At 71.5% G+C, this 17931-nt stretch carries 13 protein-coding genes and 1 riboswitch; of the genes, 6 read left to right on the top strand and 7 right to left on the bottom strand.

The genetic code is table 11. The annotated features are described in order from the left end of the window. Genes cobS through cobT form a run of 3 tightly spaced genes read right to left on the bottom strand, consistent with a single transcriptional unit; the run spans position 1 to position 2401 of the window. Positions 1-756, bottom strand: a complete 756-nt coding sequence (gene cobS, locus ACW7G5_RS00685; RefSeq protein WP_457000941.1) for an adenosylcobinamide-GDP ribazoletransferase — start codon at positions 754-756, stop codon at positions 1-3. Continuing rightward, on the bottom strand, positions 753-1340 hold the full coding sequence (locus tag ACW7G5_RS00680; protein ID WP_457000940.1) for a histidine phosphatase family protein: 588 nt from the start codon (positions 1338-1340) through the stop codon (positions 753-755). The genes cobS and ACW7G5_RS00680 overlap by 4 nt, the downstream gene beginning before the upstream one ends. Further along, entirely contained in the window at positions 1337-2401 is a 1065-nt protein-coding gene (cobT, locus tag ACW7G5_RS00675; protein WP_457000938.1) for a nicotinate-nucleotide--dimethylbenzimidazole phosphoribosyltransferase, read from the bottom strand. The genes ACW7G5_RS00680 and cobT overlap by 4 nt, the downstream gene beginning before the upstream one ends. Positions 2402-2496: 95 nt before the next feature. Further along, positions 2497-2732: riboswitch (cobalamin riboswitch) on the top strand. 124 nt (positions 2733-2856) lie between these two features. On the opposite strand from cobT, the gene btuB reads away from it, so the two are divergent. Continuing rightward, complete coding sequence (btuB, locus tag ACW7G5_RS00670) at positions 2857-4737, top strand: TonB-dependent vitamin B12 receptor (protein WP_457000937.1); 1881 nt, start codon at positions 2857-2859, stop codon at positions 4735-4737. 109 nt (positions 4738-4846) lie between these two features. On the opposite strand, the gene gph is transcribed toward btuB, so the two are convergent. From gph to ACW7G5_RS00655, 3 genes are all read right to left on the bottom strand, one after another. Further along, positions 4847-5506 (bottom strand): phosphoglycolate phosphatase, encoded by a 660-nt coding sequence (gene gph, locus ACW7G5_RS00665; protein WP_457002792.1) that lies wholly within the window; start codon positions 5504-5506, stop codon positions 4847-4849. A 101-nt stretch (positions 5507-5607) separates the two neighbouring features. Beyond that, positions 5608-6690, bottom strand: a complete 1083-nt coding sequence (gene dinB / locus ACW7G5_RS00660) for a DNA polymerase IV (protein ID WP_457000935.1) — start codon at positions 6688-6690, stop codon at positions 5608-5610. Between the two features lie 107 nt (positions 6691-6797). After that, positions 6798-9503 carry a bifunctional acetate--CoA ligase family protein/GNAT family N-acetyltransferase gene (locus ACW7G5_RS00655; protein WP_457000933.1) on the bottom strand — a complete coding sequence of 902 codons (2706 nt, stop codon included), beginning with the start codon at positions 9501-9503 and terminating at the stop codon, positions 6798-6800. 185 nt (positions 9504-9688) lie between these two features. On the opposite strand from ACW7G5_RS00655, the gene ACW7G5_RS00650 reads away from it, so the two are divergent. Together ACW7G5_RS00650 and ACW7G5_RS00645 are read left to right on the top strand one after the other, a co-directional pair. Continuing rightward, positions 9689-10114 carry a DUF2231 domain-containing protein gene (locus ACW7G5_RS00650; RefSeq protein WP_457000931.1) on the top strand — a complete coding sequence of 142 codons (426 nt, stop codon included), beginning with the start codon at positions 9689-9691 and terminating at the stop codon, positions 10112-10114. Further along, on the top strand, positions 10111-11514 hold the full coding sequence (locus ACW7G5_RS00645; RefSeq protein WP_457000930.1) for a PQQ-dependent sugar dehydrogenase: 1404 nt from the start codon (positions 10111-10113) through the stop codon (positions 11512-11514). Before ACW7G5_RS00650 ends, ACW7G5_RS00645 begins: the two co-directional genes overlap by 4 nt. 3 nt (positions 11515-11517) lie before the next feature. Here the strand turns inward: ACW7G5_RS00645 and ACW7G5_RS00640 are convergent, their stop codons facing one another. After that, complete coding sequence (locus tag ACW7G5_RS00640; protein ID WP_457000928.1) at positions 11518-12969, bottom strand: bifunctional 2-methylcitrate dehydratase/aconitate hydratase; 1452 nt, start codon at positions 12967-12969, stop codon at positions 11518-11520. A gap of 55 nt (positions 12970-13024) precedes the next feature. Here ACW7G5_RS00640 and iadA point away from each other — a divergent pair, with 55 nt between their 5' ends. From iadA to cphA, 3 genes are read left to right on the top strand one after another with little or no spacing between them, the layout of a single operon-like run. After that, positions 13025-14290 carry a beta-aspartyl-peptidase gene (gene iadA, locus ACW7G5_RS00635; RefSeq protein ID WP_457000927.1) on the top strand — a complete coding sequence of 422 codons (1266 nt, stop codon included), beginning with the start codon at positions 13025-13027 and terminating at the stop codon, positions 14288-14290. Continuing rightward, positions 14290-15129 (top strand): cyanophycinase, encoded by an 840-nt coding sequence (locus tag ACW7G5_RS00630; protein WP_457000926.1) that lies wholly within the window; start codon positions 14290-14292, stop codon positions 15127-15129. The genes iadA and ACW7G5_RS00630 overlap by 1 nt, the downstream gene beginning before the upstream one ends. Before the next feature lie 16 nt (positions 15130-15145). Beyond that, positions 15146-17929 (top strand): cyanophycin synthetase, encoded by a 2784-nt coding sequence (cphA, locus tag ACW7G5_RS00625; protein ID WP_457000925.1) that lies wholly within the window; start codon positions 15146-15148, stop codon positions 17927-17929. Positions 17930-17931 lie beyond the last annotated feature (2 nt).

The following is a 17931-nucleotide window of genomic DNA, read 5'->3' as shown; positions in this document are numbered from 1 at the left end:
CTACAGGCCGAACAGGCGGGGCAGTCCGGGCACTCCCGCCGCCAGCACCAGCGCCAGCAACAGCAGCGTCTCCATGGCTTCGATGCTGGCGCCCAGGCAGTCGCCGGAGATGCCACCCAAGCGGCGCTTCCAGTAGACGCCGATCAGCGGCACCAGCGCCAGCGCCACCAGCAGCGGCGGCGCAACGAACACGCTTGCTGCCGTCAGCACCGCGGCCCACAGCCACACCGCACGCATCCCCAGCTTCCACGAGAAGCGCTCGGCCATGCCCGCCTGCTGGATCGGCGGCAGGCGCCGGCTCCACCACAGCGTGCCCCAGCGCGCCCAGGCCGGCAGCAGGACGATGCCGTACCACCAGGCCGAACCCGCAAGTTCCGCCAGCAGCACCAGCTTAAGCAGCAGCTGCATGACCAGCATGACCGCGCCGAACACGCCGATATGCGGATCCTTGAGCACTTCGAGGAAGCGACCGGGGTCGCGATGCGCGGCACCCATGGCGTCGGCGACGTCGCTCATGCCGTCCAGGTGCAGGGCGCCGGTGACCCAGGCCCACAGCGCCAGCGCCAGCACCGCCGCCAGCCACGGGCGGTCGTCCAATGCCCACAGTGGCAGAGCCAGCAGCAGCCCGATCGCGATGCCGACCACGGGGTGGTAGACGGCCGAATGCGTGAGGTCGTCATCGCGGAAGTCCTTCACCTGCGGCGTCGGGATCCGGGTGAGGAACTGGAAGGCGAGGATCAGGCGGCGCAGGCTCATGGTTGCGCGAGCTCGATCAGTTCACCCCAAGGCAGACCATCTTCGCCGGCCTCCACGCGCACGCGCAGGCGCGTGCCGTAATCAATGCGCAGCGCCCACAGCGCCGCCAGCGGCAGCCCGCAGGCCTGCGACAGCGCCATGCGCAGCGCGCCGCCGTGGCTGACCACGAGCACCGGGCCGTCGCTGTCACCGGCATCGGCGAGCAGGGCCTGCAGGGCGGCGGCGATACGGTGTTCGAACAGCTCCCAGCGCTCGCCGCCGGGCGGTGGGTTGCGTCGCGGATCGGCGTGGAAGGCGGCGAGCGCGTTGGCCCGCAGCGCGTCGCCGCGCTGCCCGTCCCAGTCGCCGAAGTCGAATTCGGCCCACTGCACGACCGTCTGCACCGCCAGGTCCAGCGGCCGGGCGAGCGCCAGCGCAGTGTCGTGCGCGCGGCGCAGCGGGGAGCTGATCGCCCGCGTCCAGTGGATGCCGGCGTGGCGCAGGCAGGGCGCATCGACGGCGCCCGGGCACAGCGGTGGATCGCTGCGGCCGTCCATGTGGCCGCGGCGGCCGGTATCGGCATGGCGAACGAAGTCGACGATCACGCCGGCGTCGCCCCGGCCACGGCCGCCTCATCGAACGTGGCCATGTCGTTGTGCAGAGCGCAGGCCAGGCGCAGCAGCGGCAGCGCAAGCGCCGCGCCCGAGCCTTCGCCCAGGCGCAGGTCGAGCCGCAGCAGTGGCGTCGCACCCAGCGTGTCGAGCACATGCCCGTGACCGCGTTCGGCCGAACAGTGCGAGAACAGCAGCCAGTCGCGCACGCCCGGGTTGAGCCGCACCGCGGCCAGCGCCGCGACCGAGACGATGAAACCATCGACCAGCACCGGGATCCCGCGCTGTGCGGCAGCCACCATCGCGCCCGCCATGGCCACGATCTCCAGCCCGCCAACGCGGCGCAGCGCCTCGAGCGGCGGCTGCGGCGCGGCGACGATCGCGGCGCCGTGCAGGGCCAGGGCGCGTTCGACCACGGCCTGCTTGTGCGCGATGCGCGCGTCGTCCAGGCCGGTGCCGGCACCAACCAGATCCGCCACCGGCAGCGCGGCCAGGGCGCAGGCCAGCGCGCTGGCTGCGGTGGTGTTGCCGATGCCCATCTCGCCCAGCAGGAGCAGGTCCGCGCCGCTGCCGGACTCGTCCACTGCGCGACGGCCGGCGCCCAGGGCGTGCGTGACGCCTGCATCATCCATCGCCGCGTCCACGCTCAGGTCGCGGGTGCCGCGGCAGGGCTTGTCGACGGTGGCCCCGGGCAAGGGGCCTTCGGCCAGCGTTCCCACGTCGCGCAGGTGCAGCGGCAGGCCGAGCTCGCGCGCCAGCACCGCGATCGCGGCGCCGCCTGCGGCGAAATTCGCCAGCATCTGCACGGTGACCTCGGCCGGATAGGCCGACACGCCCTGCGCGACCACGCCGTGGTCGCCGGCGAACAGCAGCACCGGCACACGTGCGGCGCGCGGGCGGTCGGTCGCCTGCAGGGCGGCGAGTTCGACGGCCAGCGTTTCCAGCCTGCCAAGGGCGCCCGGCGGCTTGGTCAGGCAGCGCTGCCTGGCCTCCGCGCGGGCCGCATGCTCCGGCGACGGCGAGGCGCAGCCCTGATTCCACCACGATGCGCTCATCGGGTTCCGTATCGACGTTGAAGAGAGCCCATTCTATCGGCGCGCTGCCGTGCCGGGCGGGCGCATCGCTTTGGCGCGGGTGCCGTGGATGCCTTAGACTGCCGCCACTTTCTGGTGACCTGCGGGGATTCCCCCAAGGGTTGAAACGGGAAGCCGGTGACCTTCCGCCAGCCGCATGGCCGACGAAGCACTCCGGCGCTGCCCCCGCAACGGTAAGCGTGGAACACCCCGGCAATCCGCCACTGTGCATCGCACGGGAAGGCGCCGGGGCTGGAGCGGCTGCATCGCTCCGCCCGCGAGTCCGGAGACCGGCCAGGAAGATGACTGGTTGCGACGCGGAGGGCGTGGCGGCGGCAGTGCGCCGTGTCTCCCCACGTCGGCCTACCGTCACATCTCCCCGGACGCGACTCCCAACGACCCTGTCGCGCGGGCGTGCGCGATGCATGGAGATACCGATGAAGCCGCAATACCAGCTCCTTTCCCTCGCAGTGGCGCTCGCCCTGTCCCCGGCCGCCGCGGCCAGCGGCGCGGCACAGGCCACCGACCTCGACACCCTCATCGTCACCGCCACCCGCACCGCGATCAACGCCGAGGACAGCAATGTGCCGGTGCAGGTGATCGACCGCGCGGTGATCGAGCGCAGCCAGGCGACGTCGCTGGTCGACCTGCTGCGCGGACGCGCCGGCATCAACCTCGCCAACCAGGGCGGCCCCGGCAAGCTGTCATCGGTGTTCCTGCGCGGCACCGAGTCCGATCATGTGCTGGTGATGATCGACGGTGTGCGCATCGGCTCGGCGACATCCGGCATGGCCGCGTTCCAGGACCTGCCGCTGGACCAGATCGAGCGCGTCGAGATCGTGCGCGGCCCGCGTTCGAGCCTGTACGGCTCCGAGGCCATCGGCGGCGTGATACAGATCTTCACCCGCCGCTCCGCTGAAGGCGAAGGCCTGCGCTCCAACTTCAGCCTGGGGGTGGGCAGCAACAGCCTGCGCCAGGCCAGCGCCGGCATCGGCAGCAACGGCGAACGCGGCTGGTTCCAGGCCCAGGGCGCCTGGCAGCGCACCGACGGCATCGATTCCTGCCGCGGCACCGCCGAAGGCTGGGGCGCCGGCTGCTTCGCCGACGAGCCCGACCGCGACGGCTACCGCAATACCTCGGCGAGCGTGCGCGGCGGCGGCAAGGTCGGCGAGACCGTCGAGCTGGAGGGCCACGTGCTGGTCGCCGACGCCTTCAACGAGTACGACGGCAGCATCTTTGGCGGCAACGAGGCCGACACCCGGCAGCAGGTCTTCGGCGGCCGCCTGGGCTGGCGCCCAAGCCAGCGCACCGACGTCAACGTCCGGATCGGCCGCGCCGACGACAAGTCGGACAACCATTTCCACGACCACGCCAACGGCACGCGGACGTTTGCCAGCACCTTCGACACCCGCCGCGACACCGCCTCGGTGCAGGGCGACTTCGCCGTCGCCGAAGACCATCTGCTCAGCGCCGGCGTCGACTGGCTGCGCGACAAGGTCACCAGCAGCACCGACTTCACCGTCAAGGACCGGGACAACACGGGTCTGTTCCTGGCCTGGCAGGGCAGCTTCGGCGCGCACAGCCTCGAAGCCAGCGCGCGCCATGACGACAACGAGCAGTTCGGCGGTCATTCCACCGGCAGCCTCGGCTACGGCCTGAAGTTCGGCAACGGCTTCCGCTTCACCGCCAGCGCCGGCACCGGCTTCAAGGTGCCCACCTTCAACGACCTCTACTACCCCGGCGCCTTTGGCAACCCGGACCTCGAGCCCGAGGAATCGCAAACGCTGAACCTCGGCATCGCGCAGTTCGGCGAGGGCTGGAACTGGACCTTCAACGCCTTCCGGACCGACATCGACGAACTGATCGGCTACGACCTGGACTTCGCCCTGCTCAACGTCGAGGAAGCGCGCATCCGCGGTGCCGAGCTGACCGGCTTCGTGTCGCTGGCCGGCTGGGACATCAACGCCGAGATCAGCCACATCGACCCGCGCAACCGCAGCGCCGGCACCAACCACGACAACTGGCTGCAGCGTCGCTCGCGCAACACCGCGCGCGTTGACGTGGACCGCGCGTTCGGCGCCTTCCGCGTGGGCGTGACCGGCTTCGGCAGCGGCGCGCGCTACGACGACGCCGCCAACTTCATCCGCCTGCCGGGCTACGGCACGATGGACCTTCGTGTGGAGTACGCGATCAACGACGAATGGACGCTGCAGGCGCGGGCCAGCAATGTGTTCGACCGCGAGTACGAAACGATCGCGTGGTACTACCAGCCGGGGCGGGAGTACGGGCTGACGCTGAGGTACCAGCCAGCCCGGTGACCCGCAGGCCCCTTGCTTTCGTGGTCGCGGCCATAGCCGCGACCCGGTGGCGATGATCTGGCGGTCGCAGCTCCAGCTCTCCTGCTGGAGGGTCAGCGGTACAGGAGGGTCAGCGGCGGGTGCGCAGGCCGGCCAGGGCCGCCAGGTCGTCCAGAACGGCGACGGCTCCCGCCCTTTCAAGGTCGAAATCGCGCGGATACCCATGCCGCAGCAGTACCAGGTCCATGCCGGCCGCCTTCGCGGCGCCGGCATCGGCTTCGGAATCGCCCACCATCAGCGTGTCCGCCGCGGCCGCGCCGTGCAGCGCCGCCAGGTGCAGCAGGGGCATCGCGCTCGGCTTGCGCTCGGCCAGGGTGTCGCCGCCGACGACGTGGGTGAACCAGCGATCGATGCCCATCGCCTCGATCAGCACGCGCGCCATGCGCTCGGGCTTGTTGGTGGCCATGGACATCGCCACGCCGGCATCCGCCAGCGCAGCCAGCGTCTCCGTGGTGCCCGGATACAGGCGCGCGTGCAGCAGCAGGCACGCTTCGTAATGGAACATCAGCCGCGGCATCACCGCGTCGACATCGGCATCGCTGCCAGCGTGGCGCAGCGCGCTGTCGAGCAGCACGTGCGTGCCCAGGCCGATCCACGCGCGCACGGTGGCTTCGTCCTCGCGCGCATGGCCGAGTTCTTCCAAGGTGCGGTTGACCGCCTCGGCGATATCGGCCGCCGAGTCCACCAGCGTGCCGTCGAGGTCGAACAGCACCAGCTTCCAGGGAAACACCATGTCATCTCCGCGCCGCGCACGATGCCGGCGCCAGTCCCCCAAGCCTACATCGCGCCGCGGTCAACGGCGCTGCGACGCCATCCACCCGCTGCATGCCGTCAGTCGACGGCGAGCGCGTCCTCCGGGAACAGCGTCGCCTGCAGCCGCGCTTCTTCGCGGTCACGGAAACCCGCAAGGCCTACGCCGACCAGCCGATACAGGGTGGAGGGCGGCAGCTGCACGCGGTCGCGCAGGGCGAACGCGATCGCGATGAATTCGGCCTCCGTGGCGGGCGGGGCATCGGGCGTGAAGCTGCGCGTGATGATGCGGAACTGCGCGGTCTTGAGCTTGAGCACCACGGTGCGGCCGACACGCTCGGTCTTGCGCGTTGCGGCCCAGGCCTTGGCGGCGATGGCGCGGATCGCATCATCCAGCTCGTCCAGGCGCAGGTCGGCGGCGAAGGTGTCTTCGCTGGAAATCGACTGCACCGGCTGGTTGGGCTCGACCGGACGCTCGTCGATGCCGCGCGCGCGCCGGTACAGGCTGGCGCCGAAGCTGCCGAAGCGCCGCTGCAGGTCATCGAGTGCGAACGCCCGCAGGTCGCCGACCGTGGCCACGCCGATGTCGGCGAGTTTCCGTTCCATCACCTTGCCCACGCCGGGAATCTTGGCCACCGGCAGCGGCGTCAGGAAGGCCTCGACCTGGGACGGCTTGACCACGAACTGGCCGTCGGGCTTGTTCCAGTCCGAGGCGATCTTGGCCAGGAACTTGTTCGGCGCGATGCCGGCCGAGGCGGTGAGCGCGGTCGCCTCGCGGATCTCGGCGCGGATCATGCGCGCGCTCTCGGTGGCGCTGGGCGAAGCGACCTTCGGCGCGGTGACGTCGAGGTAGGCCTCGTCCAGCGACAGCGGCTGCACCAGGTCGGTGTGGCGCAGGAAGATCGCGCGCACCTGCTTCGACGCCTCCTTGTAGCGCGCGAAATCCGGCGGCACGAACACCGCATCCGGGCACAAGCGCTCGGCACGCACCGCGGGCATCGCCGAGCGCACGCCGAACACGCGCGCCTCGTAGGACGCCGCGCAGACCACCGAGCGCGCCCCGCGCCAGGCCACCACCACCGGGCGGCCGCGGAGGCCGGGATCGTCCCGCTGCTCCACCGACGCATAGAAGGCGTCCATGTCGATGTGCAGGATCTTGCGCATGCCCTCATTATCCCGCAGCCGCGGCCAAAGGACCCTGTGGGAGCAGCCAAAAGACCTGTGCGAGCGGCTATAGCCGATCCTGCAAGGGCGCTCCTGCCTCGCGCCTCCTACCTGAGCTCGGAGGCCTCTACCGGCAGGGTCACCAGCAGCAGGGTGGCGTCGTCCGGATCCGGCACCACCCGGAAACCCAGGTGCCGGCACATCGACAGCATGGTGCTGTTCTCGCGCAGCACCTGGCCCTCGATCATCTCCAGGCCCATCCAGCGCGCGACGCCGATCATTTCCTCCATCAGGCGCCAGCCCAGCCCCGCGCCCTTGAGGTCGGAGCGCACCATGATCCCGTACTCGCCGCGCTTGAAGTCCGGGTCGGCCAGCAGGCGCACCGCGCCCAGCATCTCGCCGCTGGCGGCGTCGGTCGCCACCAGGGCCATCGAGCGCGCGTAGTCCAGCTGCACCAGGCGGGCGATGAAGTCATGGCTGAAGTCGCGCACCGCGCGGAAGAAGCGCAGCCGCAGGTCCTCGGCGCTGACCTGCGCGAAAAAACGGCGGAACATCGCGTCGTCTTCCGGCCGCACCGGACGCAGCAGGGCCTGGCGGCCGTTGGACAGCGTGAGCGTGCGCTCGAGCTCGGTCGGGTACGGGAACACCGCGAAGCGCGGGTGGCCGCGGCCGCGGTGCAGGCGCGTGGACGGCGCCACCGCGATCCGCGCATCCACCGCCACCGCGCCGCCGGCATCGACCAGCAGCGGATTGATGTCGATGTCGCGCAGCTCCGGGATATCGGCGGCCAGCTGCGCGAGCTTCACCAGCACCAGCGCGAGCGCGCGCTCGTCGGCGGCGGGCACGTCGCGGTAGGCGCGCAGGATGCGGGAAACGCGCGTGCGGCCGATCAGCTCATGCGCAAGGCGCAGGTCCAGCGGTGGCAGCGCCAGCGCCTTGTCGTCGATCAGCTCGACCGCGGTGCCGCCGCGGCCGAACACCACCACCGGGCCGAACACCGGGTCGTCGGCGATGCCGGCGATCACTTCGCGCGCCTTCGCGCGCAGCACCATCGGGTGCACGCTGACGCCGTCGATGCGGGCGTCGGGCCGCAGCCGGCGCGCGCGCTCGATGATGTCGGCGGTGGCCTCGCGCACGGCATCGGCGCTGCCCAGGTGCAGGCGCACGCCATCGACGTCCGACTTGTGTGTGATGTCGGGCGACAGCACCTTGACCGCGACCGTGCCGCCATCGGCGAGCATCGGTGCGGCCAGGGCCGCGGCGGCGTCGGCATCGGCGGCCTGCACGGGCGTGGCGAGGTCGATGCCGTAGGCGGCCAGCAGGCGCGCGGTGTCGGCGGGGTCCAGCCATTCGCGGCCCCCGGCAAGCGCCGCGTCCACCAACGCCTGGGCGGTGGCACGATCGAAGGTGAAGTCGTCGGGCAGGCTCGGCGGCGTCTCCATCAGCGCCGCCTGGGCTTCGCGATGGCGGACCAGGTACATGAAGCCGCGCACGCCCTCGGCCTCGCTGGCGTAGGTCGGCACGCCGGCATCGCCCAGCAGGCCGGCGGCGCCGTCGTCATCGCCCAGCCACAGCGCCAGCACGGGCTTGCGCGCGGCGCCGCGCGGCCGCGCCCTGAGCACGGCGACCGTGGCTTCCGCGGTCTCCCGCGGCGCCGACAGCACGGTCGGCACGTTGACCGCGAGGATGGCGTCGTTGCCCGGGTCGTCGAGCAGCGCCTCCAGGCCCGCGGCGTAGCGCGCGCCGTCGGCATCGCCAAGCAGGTCCACCGGATTGCTGCGCGACCAACCGCGTTCGAGCGCGGCGTCCAGGCGCTGGACGGTCGTCGCCGAAAGCGTGGCCGGCTCGCCGCCGAGGTCCTGCAGCCGGTCGAGCGCGAGCAGGCCTGTGCCGGCGCCATTGGTCAGCACCGCCAGGCGCCTGCCGGGCACGCTGCCCAGGTGCGAGAGCGTCTCCGCCGCGGCGAACATCTCGTCCAGCGCGCGCACGCGCAGCAGGCCGGCGCGGCGGAAGGCGGCGTCATAGACATCGTCCGGCGTGGCTAGCGCGGCGGCATGGCTTGCGTGCGGCGGCGCCCGGCGCAGGTGGCGGCCCGGCCGCACCACCACCACCGGCTTGCCGCGCGCCGCTGCGCGCGCGGCCGACAGGAATTTGCGCGCATCGCGCACGTGTTCGAGGTAGAGCAGGATCGCGCGGGTGTGGCGGTCGACGGCAAACCAGTCGAGCAGGTCGGCGAAGTCGACGTCGACCGCATCGCCCAGCGACACCACCGCGGAAAAGCCGGCCCCGCGCGCATGCGCCCATTCGATCATCGCCGCGCCCACCGCCCCCGACTGCGACACCAGGGCGATGTCGCCCGGCGGCGGCCGGTGCGCCGCGAAGCTCGCGTAGAGCTTCGAATGCGGCGCGATCACGCCCAGGCAGTTGGGCCCGACCACGCGCAGGCCGCGCTCGCGCGCGACCGCCGCCAGCGCGGCATTGTGCGAACCGGGGCCCTCGCCCATGCCGCGCGTCAGCACGATGACCGCGCGCGCGCCGGCATCGGCGGCGGCGGCCGCCACCTTCGCGACCTTGGACGGCGGCGTGGCGATGATGACCAGCTCCGGCGCGAAGCCGAGCGCGTCCAGCCGCGGCGAGGAGTCGACGCCGGCGATCGCCGGGTAGCGCGCATTGACCACGCCCACGCGCCCGGGGAAGCCACCTTCGACGATCTGCCCCAGCACCAGCCGGCCCAGGGAGCGCTCCCGCGGGCTGCCGCCGACCAGGGCCACCGAGGCCGGGGCGAACACGGAACCGAGTGCGTAGGTACCCATCGGATGGCAGACCCGGCATGCGCGGAACGGCCCGTGACGATATCACCAGCCCGTGACGCACCGGTTCCGGCCCACCGGCTCTGCACGCCTTCCTCAAATGCACTGGAGTAGCGTCGCCGATGATCGGCCCCCGAAGGGTGCCGGACCCGTCCGGACGCCGCCGCGTCCAAGCAGGAGGCACGCCCATGGTCGCCACCGTTCCACGCAGATTCGCGCCCGCTTACCACCCGGCGCACGCCGCCCTGCTGGGCGGCGCGCTGACGCTGTTCCTTGGCACCTTGCTGAGCGACCTCGCCTACGCCCGCACCTACGAGATCCAGTGGAACAACTTCGCGTCCTGGCTTGGCGCCGGCGGCCTGGTGGTACTGGCGTTCGCCCTGGTGTGCGCGCTCTTCGGTCTTGCACCGTCCAGGCGCACGCGTGCATCCGTCCTGCATTTCGTGCTGCTGCTCGCGACCTGGGTCGTTGGCTTCTTCAACGCGCTGATGCACGCACGCGACGCCTGGGCCAGCATGCCCGGCGGCCTGGTGCTGTCGGTGATCGTCGTGGTGCTTGCCGTGGTCGCGACCTGGCTGGGCTTCAGCAACCCGCGCACCGGAGAAGCGAAATGAAACGCTACGCCCTGCCCGCACTCGCCATCCTCAGCCTCGCCCTCGCCGCCTGCGGCAAGGAGTCCGCGCCACTGCAGTACGGCGCCAATCCCGAGTTGCCCAAGCCCCATCGCGGACTGATGCCGGACATGGTCATCGCCGAGCCCGCGGGCTGGGGCGACCGCCTGCCGGTGGTGCCCGAGGGTTACACGGTCCGCGCCATCGCCACCGGCCTGGGCATCCCGCGCCAGACCCTGGTGCTGCCCAACGGCGACATCCTGGTCGCCGAAGGCCGCGGCGGCAACGCGCCCAAGCTCAAGCCCAAGGACATCATCGCCGGCCCGATCAAGGCCGCCGGCACCACCGGGGTGAAGAGCGGCAACCGCCTGACCCTGCTGCGCGACGCCGACGGCGACGGCAACTACGAGCTGCAGACCGTCTTCGCCGACGGCCTCAACGCGCCCTATGGCATGGCCCTGGTCGGCGACGACCTGTTCGTCGCCAACCAGGACGCGGTGGTGCGCTTCGACTACCAGTCCGGCCAGACCCAGGCCAGCGCCGCCGAGCCTGAGGTGCTGACGCTGTTGCCTTCGGAGATCAACCACCACTGGACCAAGGCGATGGCGGCCAGCAGCGACGGCCGCTTCCTGTACGTCGGCATCGGCTCCAACAGCAACATCACCGAGCGCGGCATGCTCGCCGAGCAGGACCGCGCACGGGTCTGGGAGATCGACGTCGCCACCGGCATGCACCGCCCGTACGCGACCGGCCTGCGCAATCCCACCGCGCTGGCGATCCAGCCCGGCAGCGGCCAGCTCTGGGCCGTGGTCAACGAGCGCGACGAGATCGGACCCGACCTCGTGCCCGACTACCTCACCTCCGTGCGCGACGGCGGCTTCTACGGCTGGCCCTACAGCTACTGGGGCGGCAACGTCGATGAGCGCGTGCGGCCGCAGGATCCGGAGAAGGTGGCCTCGGCCATCGTTCCCGACTATTCCCTCGGCTCGCACGTCGCCGCGCTTGGCGTCGATTTCTCGATGCCGGCCATGGGCGCGGAATTCGCCGACGGCGCGTTCGTGGGCGAGCACGGCAGCTGGAACCGGGCCGACCCGGTGGGCTACAAGGTCGTGTTCGTGCCCTTCCGCAACGGCGGCCCGGCGGGCGATCCCATCGACTTCGTCACCGGTTTCCGCGACGACGACGGCACCACCCGCGGCCGCCCGGTGGGCGTGACCGTGGATCCACGCGGCGCCCTGATCGTGGCCGACGACCTGTCGAACACCATCTGGCGCGTGGCACGGAACGGTGGCGCCGCGACGCCGCCGCCCGCGGCCACGGCAGACCCGCTGGACGCCGCGGATCTTGCCCGCCCGGAGGCGGCCGCCGAAGTCGCCGGGGCGGCGCCTGCGGACACGTTGTAGGCCTCAGCCCGCGTATAGATCCACGTACTCGGGTACCGGCATGGCCTCAAGCGTTGCCTGGTCCAGGCTTGCGGCCAGGATCGCCTCCTGTCGAGCGGCCGGGAACCGCCGCGCCAGGTTGCGGCGGAACTTGGCCTCCAGCAGCGGGATGCCTTCGTCGCGACGGCGCCGGTGCCCGACCGGATATTCCACCGCGACTTCGTCAAGCACCGTGCCGTCTTCGAAGGCCACCGTGAGCGCGTTGGCGATGCTGCGCTTCGCGGGGTCGTGGTAGTCGGCGGTGAACTGCGGGTCCTCCACGCAGGCGATCCTGGCGCGCAGCCGGTCGATACGCGGATCGGCGGCCACCTCGTCCTCGTAGTCGGCCGCGGTCAGGCGCCCGAAAACGAGGGCCACCGCGACCATGTACTGGATGCAGTGGTCGCGGTCGGCCGGATTGTCCAGCGGGCCCTGCTTGTCGATGATCCGGATGCAGGCCGCCTGGGTGCGGATGCCGATCGTGGCGATGTCCTCCACGCTGCGCCCGGCGTGCGCGAGGCGCGCGTGCAGCAGCAGCGCCGCCTCGACCGCGGTCTGGCCGTGGAATTCGGCCGGGAAGCTGATCTTGAACAGCACGTTCTCCATCACGTAGCTGCCGTAGGGACGCTGGAAGCGGAAGGGCCCGCCCTTGAACGACACGTCGTAGAAGCCCCAGCCGGGAGCGGTCAGCGCACCGGGGCAGCCCATTTCCCCCGTGGCCGCGATCAGCGCCAGGCGCACGGCGCGGCTGGTGGCGTCGCCCGCGGCCCATGACTTGCGGCTGCCGGTGTTGGGCGCGTGGCGGTAGGTGCGCAGGCTCTGCCCGTCCACCCAGGCCTGGGACACGGCGTTGACGATCGCTTCGCGCGACAGGCCCAACAGCCCGGCCACCACCGCGGTCGAGGCCACCTTCACCAGCACCACGTGGTCCAGGCCGACGGCGTTGAAGCTGTTCTCAAGCGCAAGGCAGCCCTGGACCTCGTGCGCCTTGACCATGGCGCGCAGCACGTCGCGCATCAGCAGCGGCGGCCTGCCCTCGGCGGCCGCCGTGCGGCCCAGCCAATCGGCCACGGCCAGGATGCCGCCGAGGTTGTCCGAGGGATGCCCCCACTCCGCCGCCAGCCAGGTGTCGTTGAAGTCCAGCCAGCGCACCATCGCGCCGATGTTGAAGGCTGCCTGCGCCGGATCGAGCTGGAAGCCCGTGCCCGGGACCCGCGCGCCATTGGGCACCACCGTGCCCGGGACGATCGGCCCGAGCAGCCGGGTGCAGGCCGGATACTCCAGCGCCTCCAGGCCGCAGCCCAGGGTGTCGAGCAGGCAGTGGCGCGCGGTCGTCCAGGCCAGCGGGGATTCGATCGCGAAGCCGGTGACGTAGTCGGCGATGTCGACCATGGCCTGGTCGGGGGCGGGTCGGACGTTGCTGGCGTGCGTGGACATGGCGGTCTCCGCTGCGGTGATGGCCCGACGCTACTCCCCCGCCGGCGCCCGGGCCATGGCACGCCGTCCACGGCGTCGCATCCTGCTTGACGCCCTGCGCGGCGCATTCCAACCTGCCCTGATGAAGATGACACTGGTCCGCAACGCGGACGTCTACGCACCCGAAGCCCTCGGCCGCCGCGACCTGCTGCTTGGCGGCGGCAAGCTGCTGTGGATGGGTGCCGATGCCCCCGACCTGCCCGGAGCCTTCGGTGCGTCCATCGTCGACCTTGGCGGCCGCCGGCTGCTCCCGGGCTTCATCGACGGCCACGTGCACGTCACCGGCGGCGGCGGCGAGGCCGGCTTCGCCAGCCGCGTGCCGGCGCCGATGCTGTCGCGCTACACCCGCGGCGGCGTGACCAGCGTGCTCGGCCTGTTGGGCACCGACGACGTCGCCCGCGGCACCCGCGAGCTGGTGGCCCACGTCAACGCGCTGCGCGAGGAAGGCCTTTCGGCCTGGGGACTGGCCGGCGGCTACCACCTGCCACCGGCCACGATCACCGGCAGCGTGCGCGGCGACCTCGCTTTCATCGACTGCCTGGTCGGCGTGGGCGAACTGGCGATCAGCGACCACCGCTCCAGCCAGCCGACGCTGGACGAACTGCTGCGCATCGCATCGGAAGCGCACGTGGCCGGGCTGATGACCGGCAAGGCCGGCATCGTCCACCTGCACCTGGGCGACGGCGCGCGCGGGCTGGACCTGGTGCGCCGCGCGCTCGACCAGAGCGAGCTGCCGCCGCGGGTGTTCAACCCGACCCACGTCAACCGCCGCAGGGCGCTGTTCGACGAGGCCATCGAACTGGCGCGGCGCGGCTGCACCATCGACATCACCGCATTCCCGGTGGATGAGGACGAGGACGCGTGGAGCGCGGCCGACGCCCTGGTGCGCTACCTCGACAGCGGCGCCCCGCGCGAGCGCGTCACCGTCAGCTCCGACGCCGGTGGCTGCCTGCCCTGCTTCGATGCCCAGGGGCGGGTCGCCAGCATGGACGTCGGCCATTCCGGCGCCCTGGTCGAAACCCTGCGCGAGCTGCTGGCGCGCGGCGTCGCGCTGGCCGACGTGCTGCCGGCCTTCACCAGCAACGTCGCCGACCTGCTGCGGCTGCCTGGGAAAGGCCGGATCGTGGTGGGTGCCGACGCGGACTTCGTGGTGATCGACGAGGCCGCCACGGTCACCGACGTGTTCGCCGGCGGCCGCCCACACCTGCGGAACGGCGCGGTGCTGCGGCATGGTACGTTCGAGGGTCGACCCACAGATCACCGTAAACCAGGAGCCAATTGATGCCGAGCAAACCCGCCAACGGGGAACAACGCGGCTGGATCATCCCGATCGGCGGCGCAGAGGACAAGGAAACCAACCCCCGCATCCTGAAGCGCTTCGTCGAAGTCAGCGGCGGCAACGAGGCGGACATCGCGGTGATCCCGACCGCCAGCCGGTTGAGGGAAACCGGCGTGCGCTATGAGGAACTGTTCGACGGCATGGGCGCGGCCAGCGTCGAGGTCGTCGACTTCGACACCCGCCGCGACTGCCAGGAGCCCAGCCGGCTGGCGCGGCTGGAGCAGGCCAGCGGCATCTTCTTCACCGGCGGCAACCAACTGCGGCTGTCGACCATCCTCGGCGGCACCGACGTGGCACGCACGATCCGCCTGCGCAACGCGCAGGGCGTTCCCGTGGCCGGCACCAGCGCCGGCGCCGGCTTCCTCAGCGAGCACATGATCGCCTTCGGCAGCGAGGGTTCTTCGCCGCGCGCCAGCAGCGTGCGGCTCGCGCCCGGGCTCGGCCTGACCAACCGCTTCGTGATCGACCAGCATTTCCGCCAGCGCGACCGCCTCGGCCGGCTCACCGCCGCGCTGGCCTACAACCCGTTCGCGATCGGCATCGGCCTGGACGAGGACACCGCGGCCTTCATCTCCCCCGAAGACGTACTGGAAGTGGAAGGCAGCGGCGCGGTCACCGTGGTCGATGCCCACGACCTGCAGTTCTCCTCGATGGCGCATGCCGACGAGGACGACCCGGTGTGCATGCTGGGCCTGGGAGTGCACATCCTGGTCGCCGGCGCCACCTTCAACCTGCACACGCGGCGGGCCTCGGCCGGACGCCTGGCCACCCGCAAGACCTGACCGAAGGGACTCACCCATGCGCATCCTCGAACGCTCCGTCTACGTGGGCCCCTCGCTCCACGCGCACTTCCCGGTGATCCGCCTGCTGCTGGACCTGGGCGCGCTGGAGCAGTGGCCGACCGCCCGCCTGGGGCCGGGTTTCATCGATGGCCTGGTGGCGGCCCTGCCCGGCCTGGCCGAACACGGCTGCTCCTACCGCACGCCCGGCGGCTTCCTGCGCCGCATGCGCGAGGACGAGGGCACCTGGCTCGGGCACGTGCTTGAACACGTGGCGATCGAGCTGCAGAACATCGCCGGCGAGGACGTCACCTTCGGCAAGACCCGCAGCGTCGACGACCGCCCGGGCGTCTACACGGTGGTCTACGAGTACGCCCAGCGCGAGGAAGGCATCGCCGCCGGCGACCTGGCACTGCAGCTGATCAGCTCGCTGCTGCCCGCCGACCTCCGCCCCGCCGGCAGCGTGCCCGAAGACTGGGAATGGGATGTCGCCCGCGACGAGTTCATCCGCTATGCGCAGCGGCGCGCGCTCGGCCCGTCCACCGCATCGCTGGTGCGCGCGGCCGAGGAGCGCAACATCCCCTGGCTGCGGCTCAACGCGCAGTCGCTGGTGCAGTTCGGCCACGGCCGCTACCAGCAGCGCATCCAGGCCACGGTCACCGGGCGCACGTCCTACATCGCGGTGGAGCTCGCCAGCGACAAGGAAGAGACCAACAAGATGCTGGCCGCGCTCGGCCTGCCGGTGCCACGCCAGCTGATGGCCGCAAGCCAGACCGATGCGCTCAAGGCGGCGCGCCGGCTGGGCGGCCCGGTGGTGCTCAAGCCCTGGAACGGCAACCACGGCCGCGGCATCACCATCGACATCACCGGCGACGACGAGATCCGCGAGGCCTTCGTGGCCGCGCAGGCGCACTCGCGCTCGGTGATCGTGGAGACCTTCCAGCCGGGCGACGACCACCGCCTGCTGGTGGTCAACGGCGAGCTCGTCGCCGCCACCCGGCGCACGCCCGGCCACGTGGTCGGCGACGGCCGCAGCACCATCGCTGAACTGATCGAACAGGTGAACCAGGATCCGCGCCGCGGCGTCGGCCACGAAAAGGTGCTGACCCGCCTCGAGCTGGACGCGCAGGCGGAGCTCATGCTCGAGCGCGCCGGCCATGCCGCCGATTCCGTGCCGGCCGCCGATGAAGTGGTGCCGCTGCGCTCCACCGCCAACCTTTCCACCGGCGGCACCGCCACCGACGTCACCGACGTCATCCACCCCGACAATCGCGAGATGGCGATCCGCGCCGTGCGCGCGATCGGCCTGGACGTGGGCGGCGTGGACTTCATCAGCCCCGACATCACCGAAAGCTACAAGCGCATCGGCGGCGCGATCTGCGAGGTCAACGCCGCGCCCGGCTTCCGCATGCACGTGGCGCCCAGCGAAGGCACGTCCCGCGACGCCGCCGGCCCCGTGATCGACATGCTGTTCCCGCCCGGCTCGCCGGCGCGCGTGCCGATCGCCGCGGTCACCGGCACCAACGGCAAGACCACCACCGCGCGCATGCTGGCGCACATCGCCAAGATGTCCGGGCACACGCCGGGCCTGACCACCACCGACGGCGTCTACATCGACGGCCAGCGCACGGTCGAGGGCGACATGACCGGGCCGGTGTCCGCGCGCATGGTGCTGCGCGACCCGACGGTCGACCTGGCGGTGCTGGAAACCGCGCGCGGCGGCCTGCTGCGCGCCGGCATGGGCGTGACCAAGGTCGACGTGGGCGCGGTGATCAACGTCCAGTCCGACCATCTCGGGCTCAAGGGCATCGACACGCTCGAGCAGCTCGCCGAGATCAAGCGCATCGTGGTGGAAGTGGCCGAGGAGTGCGCGGTGCTCAACGCCGACGATCCCAACGTGCTGCGCATGTCCGGCTACACCAAGGCCCGCACCATCTGCTACGTGACCATGAACACCGGCCACGGCCTGGTCCGCGAGCACGTGCGCGCCGGCGGCCGTGCCTGCGCGCTGGAGGAAGGCGTCAACGGCCACATGATCACGCTCTACGACAAGGGCAGCCAGATCCCGCTGCTGTGGACCCACCTGATCCCGGCAACGCTCGAGGGCCGCGCCCTGCACAACGTGCAGAACGCGATGTTTGCCGCGTCGATGGCCTTCGCGCTGGGGCTCAAGCTCGACGACATCCGCCATGGCCTGCGCACCTTCGACACGACCTTCTTCCAGGCGCCGGGCCGGATGAACGTGTTCAACGAGCACCCGTTCAAGGTGCTGTTCGACTACGCCCACAACGCGCACGCGGTCGGGGTGATGGCCGACCTGGCGCAGCGCCTGGACGTGGACGGACGCCGGATCGTGGTCGTCGCCGGGCCGGGCGACCGTCGCGACGAGGACCTGGTGGCGATCGCGCAGGCGGTGGCCGGGCGCTTCGACCACTACATCTGCCGCCGCGACGACGCCCTGCGCGGCCGCGACGGCGACGCGGTGCCGAACATCATCGCCAGCGCCCTGCGCGACGCCGGGGTGGACCCGGCGGCGATCTCGGTCATCCCCGACGAACAGGAGGCGATCGACGCCGCGCTGCGCATGGGCCAGCCGGGCGACCTGCTGCTGGTGCTCGCCGACGCGCTGGCCCGCTCCTGGAAGCAGATCACCAAGTTCAGGCCCGAAGGCGCCGCGAGCGGCCCGGCGAAGGCCACCCCGCCGCCGCTGTCGGCCGCCAGCGACGAGCCGGTCTTCGACCTGGAAGGCCTGGTGCGCGAGGAGCGCGGCCTGGTATTCGCACCCGACGAAGACAGCGACTGACC

The organism is Luteimonas sp. A501 (assembly GCF_054052085.1).
Note: the sequence above shows the minus strand (reverse complement) of the source record. Positions and strands in the feature narration are given on the sequence as shown.

Coding starts and splice junctions, on each gene's coding strand:
- cobS (WP_457000941.1), bottom strand. CDS start 756: ATGAGCCTGCGCCGCCTGATCCTCGCCTTCCAGTTCCTCACCCGGATC.
- cobT (WP_457000938.1), bottom strand. CDS start 2,401: ATGAGCGCATCGTGGTGGAATCAGGGCTGCGCCTCGCCGTCGCCGGAG.
- btuB (WP_457000937.1), top strand. CDS start 2,857: ATGAAGCCGCAATACCAGCTCCTTTCCCTCGCAGTGGCGCTCGCCCTG.
- dinB (WP_457000935.1), bottom strand. CDS start 6,690: ATGCGCAAGATCCTGCACATCGACATGGACGCCTTCTATGCGTCGGTG.
- ACW7G5_RS00655 (WP_457000933.1), bottom strand. CDS start 9,503: ATGGGTACCTACGCACTCGGTTCCGTGTTCGCCCCGGCCTCGGTGGCC.
- ACW7G5_RS00650 (WP_457000931.1), top strand. CDS start 9,689: ATGGTCGCCACCGTTCCACGCAGATTCGCGCCCGCTTACCACCCGGCG.
- ACW7G5_RS00645 (WP_457000930.1), top strand. CDS start 10,111: ATGAAACGCTACGCCCTGCCCGCACTCGCCATCCTCAGCCTCGCCCTC.
- ACW7G5_RS00640 (WP_457000928.1), bottom strand. CDS start 12,969: ATGTCCACGCACGCCAGCAACGTCCGACCCGCCCCCGACCAGGCCATG.
- iadA (WP_457000927.1), top strand. CDS start 13,025: ATGGCACGCCGTCCACGGCGTCGCATCCTGCTTGACGCCCTGCGCGGC.
- ACW7G5_RS00630 (WP_457000926.1), top strand. CDS start 14,290: ATGCCGAGCAAACCCGCCAACGGGGAACAACGCGGCTGGATCATCCCG.
- cphA (WP_457000925.1), top strand. CDS start 15,146: ATGCGCATCCTCGAACGCTCCGTCTACGTGGGCCCCTCGCTCCACGCG.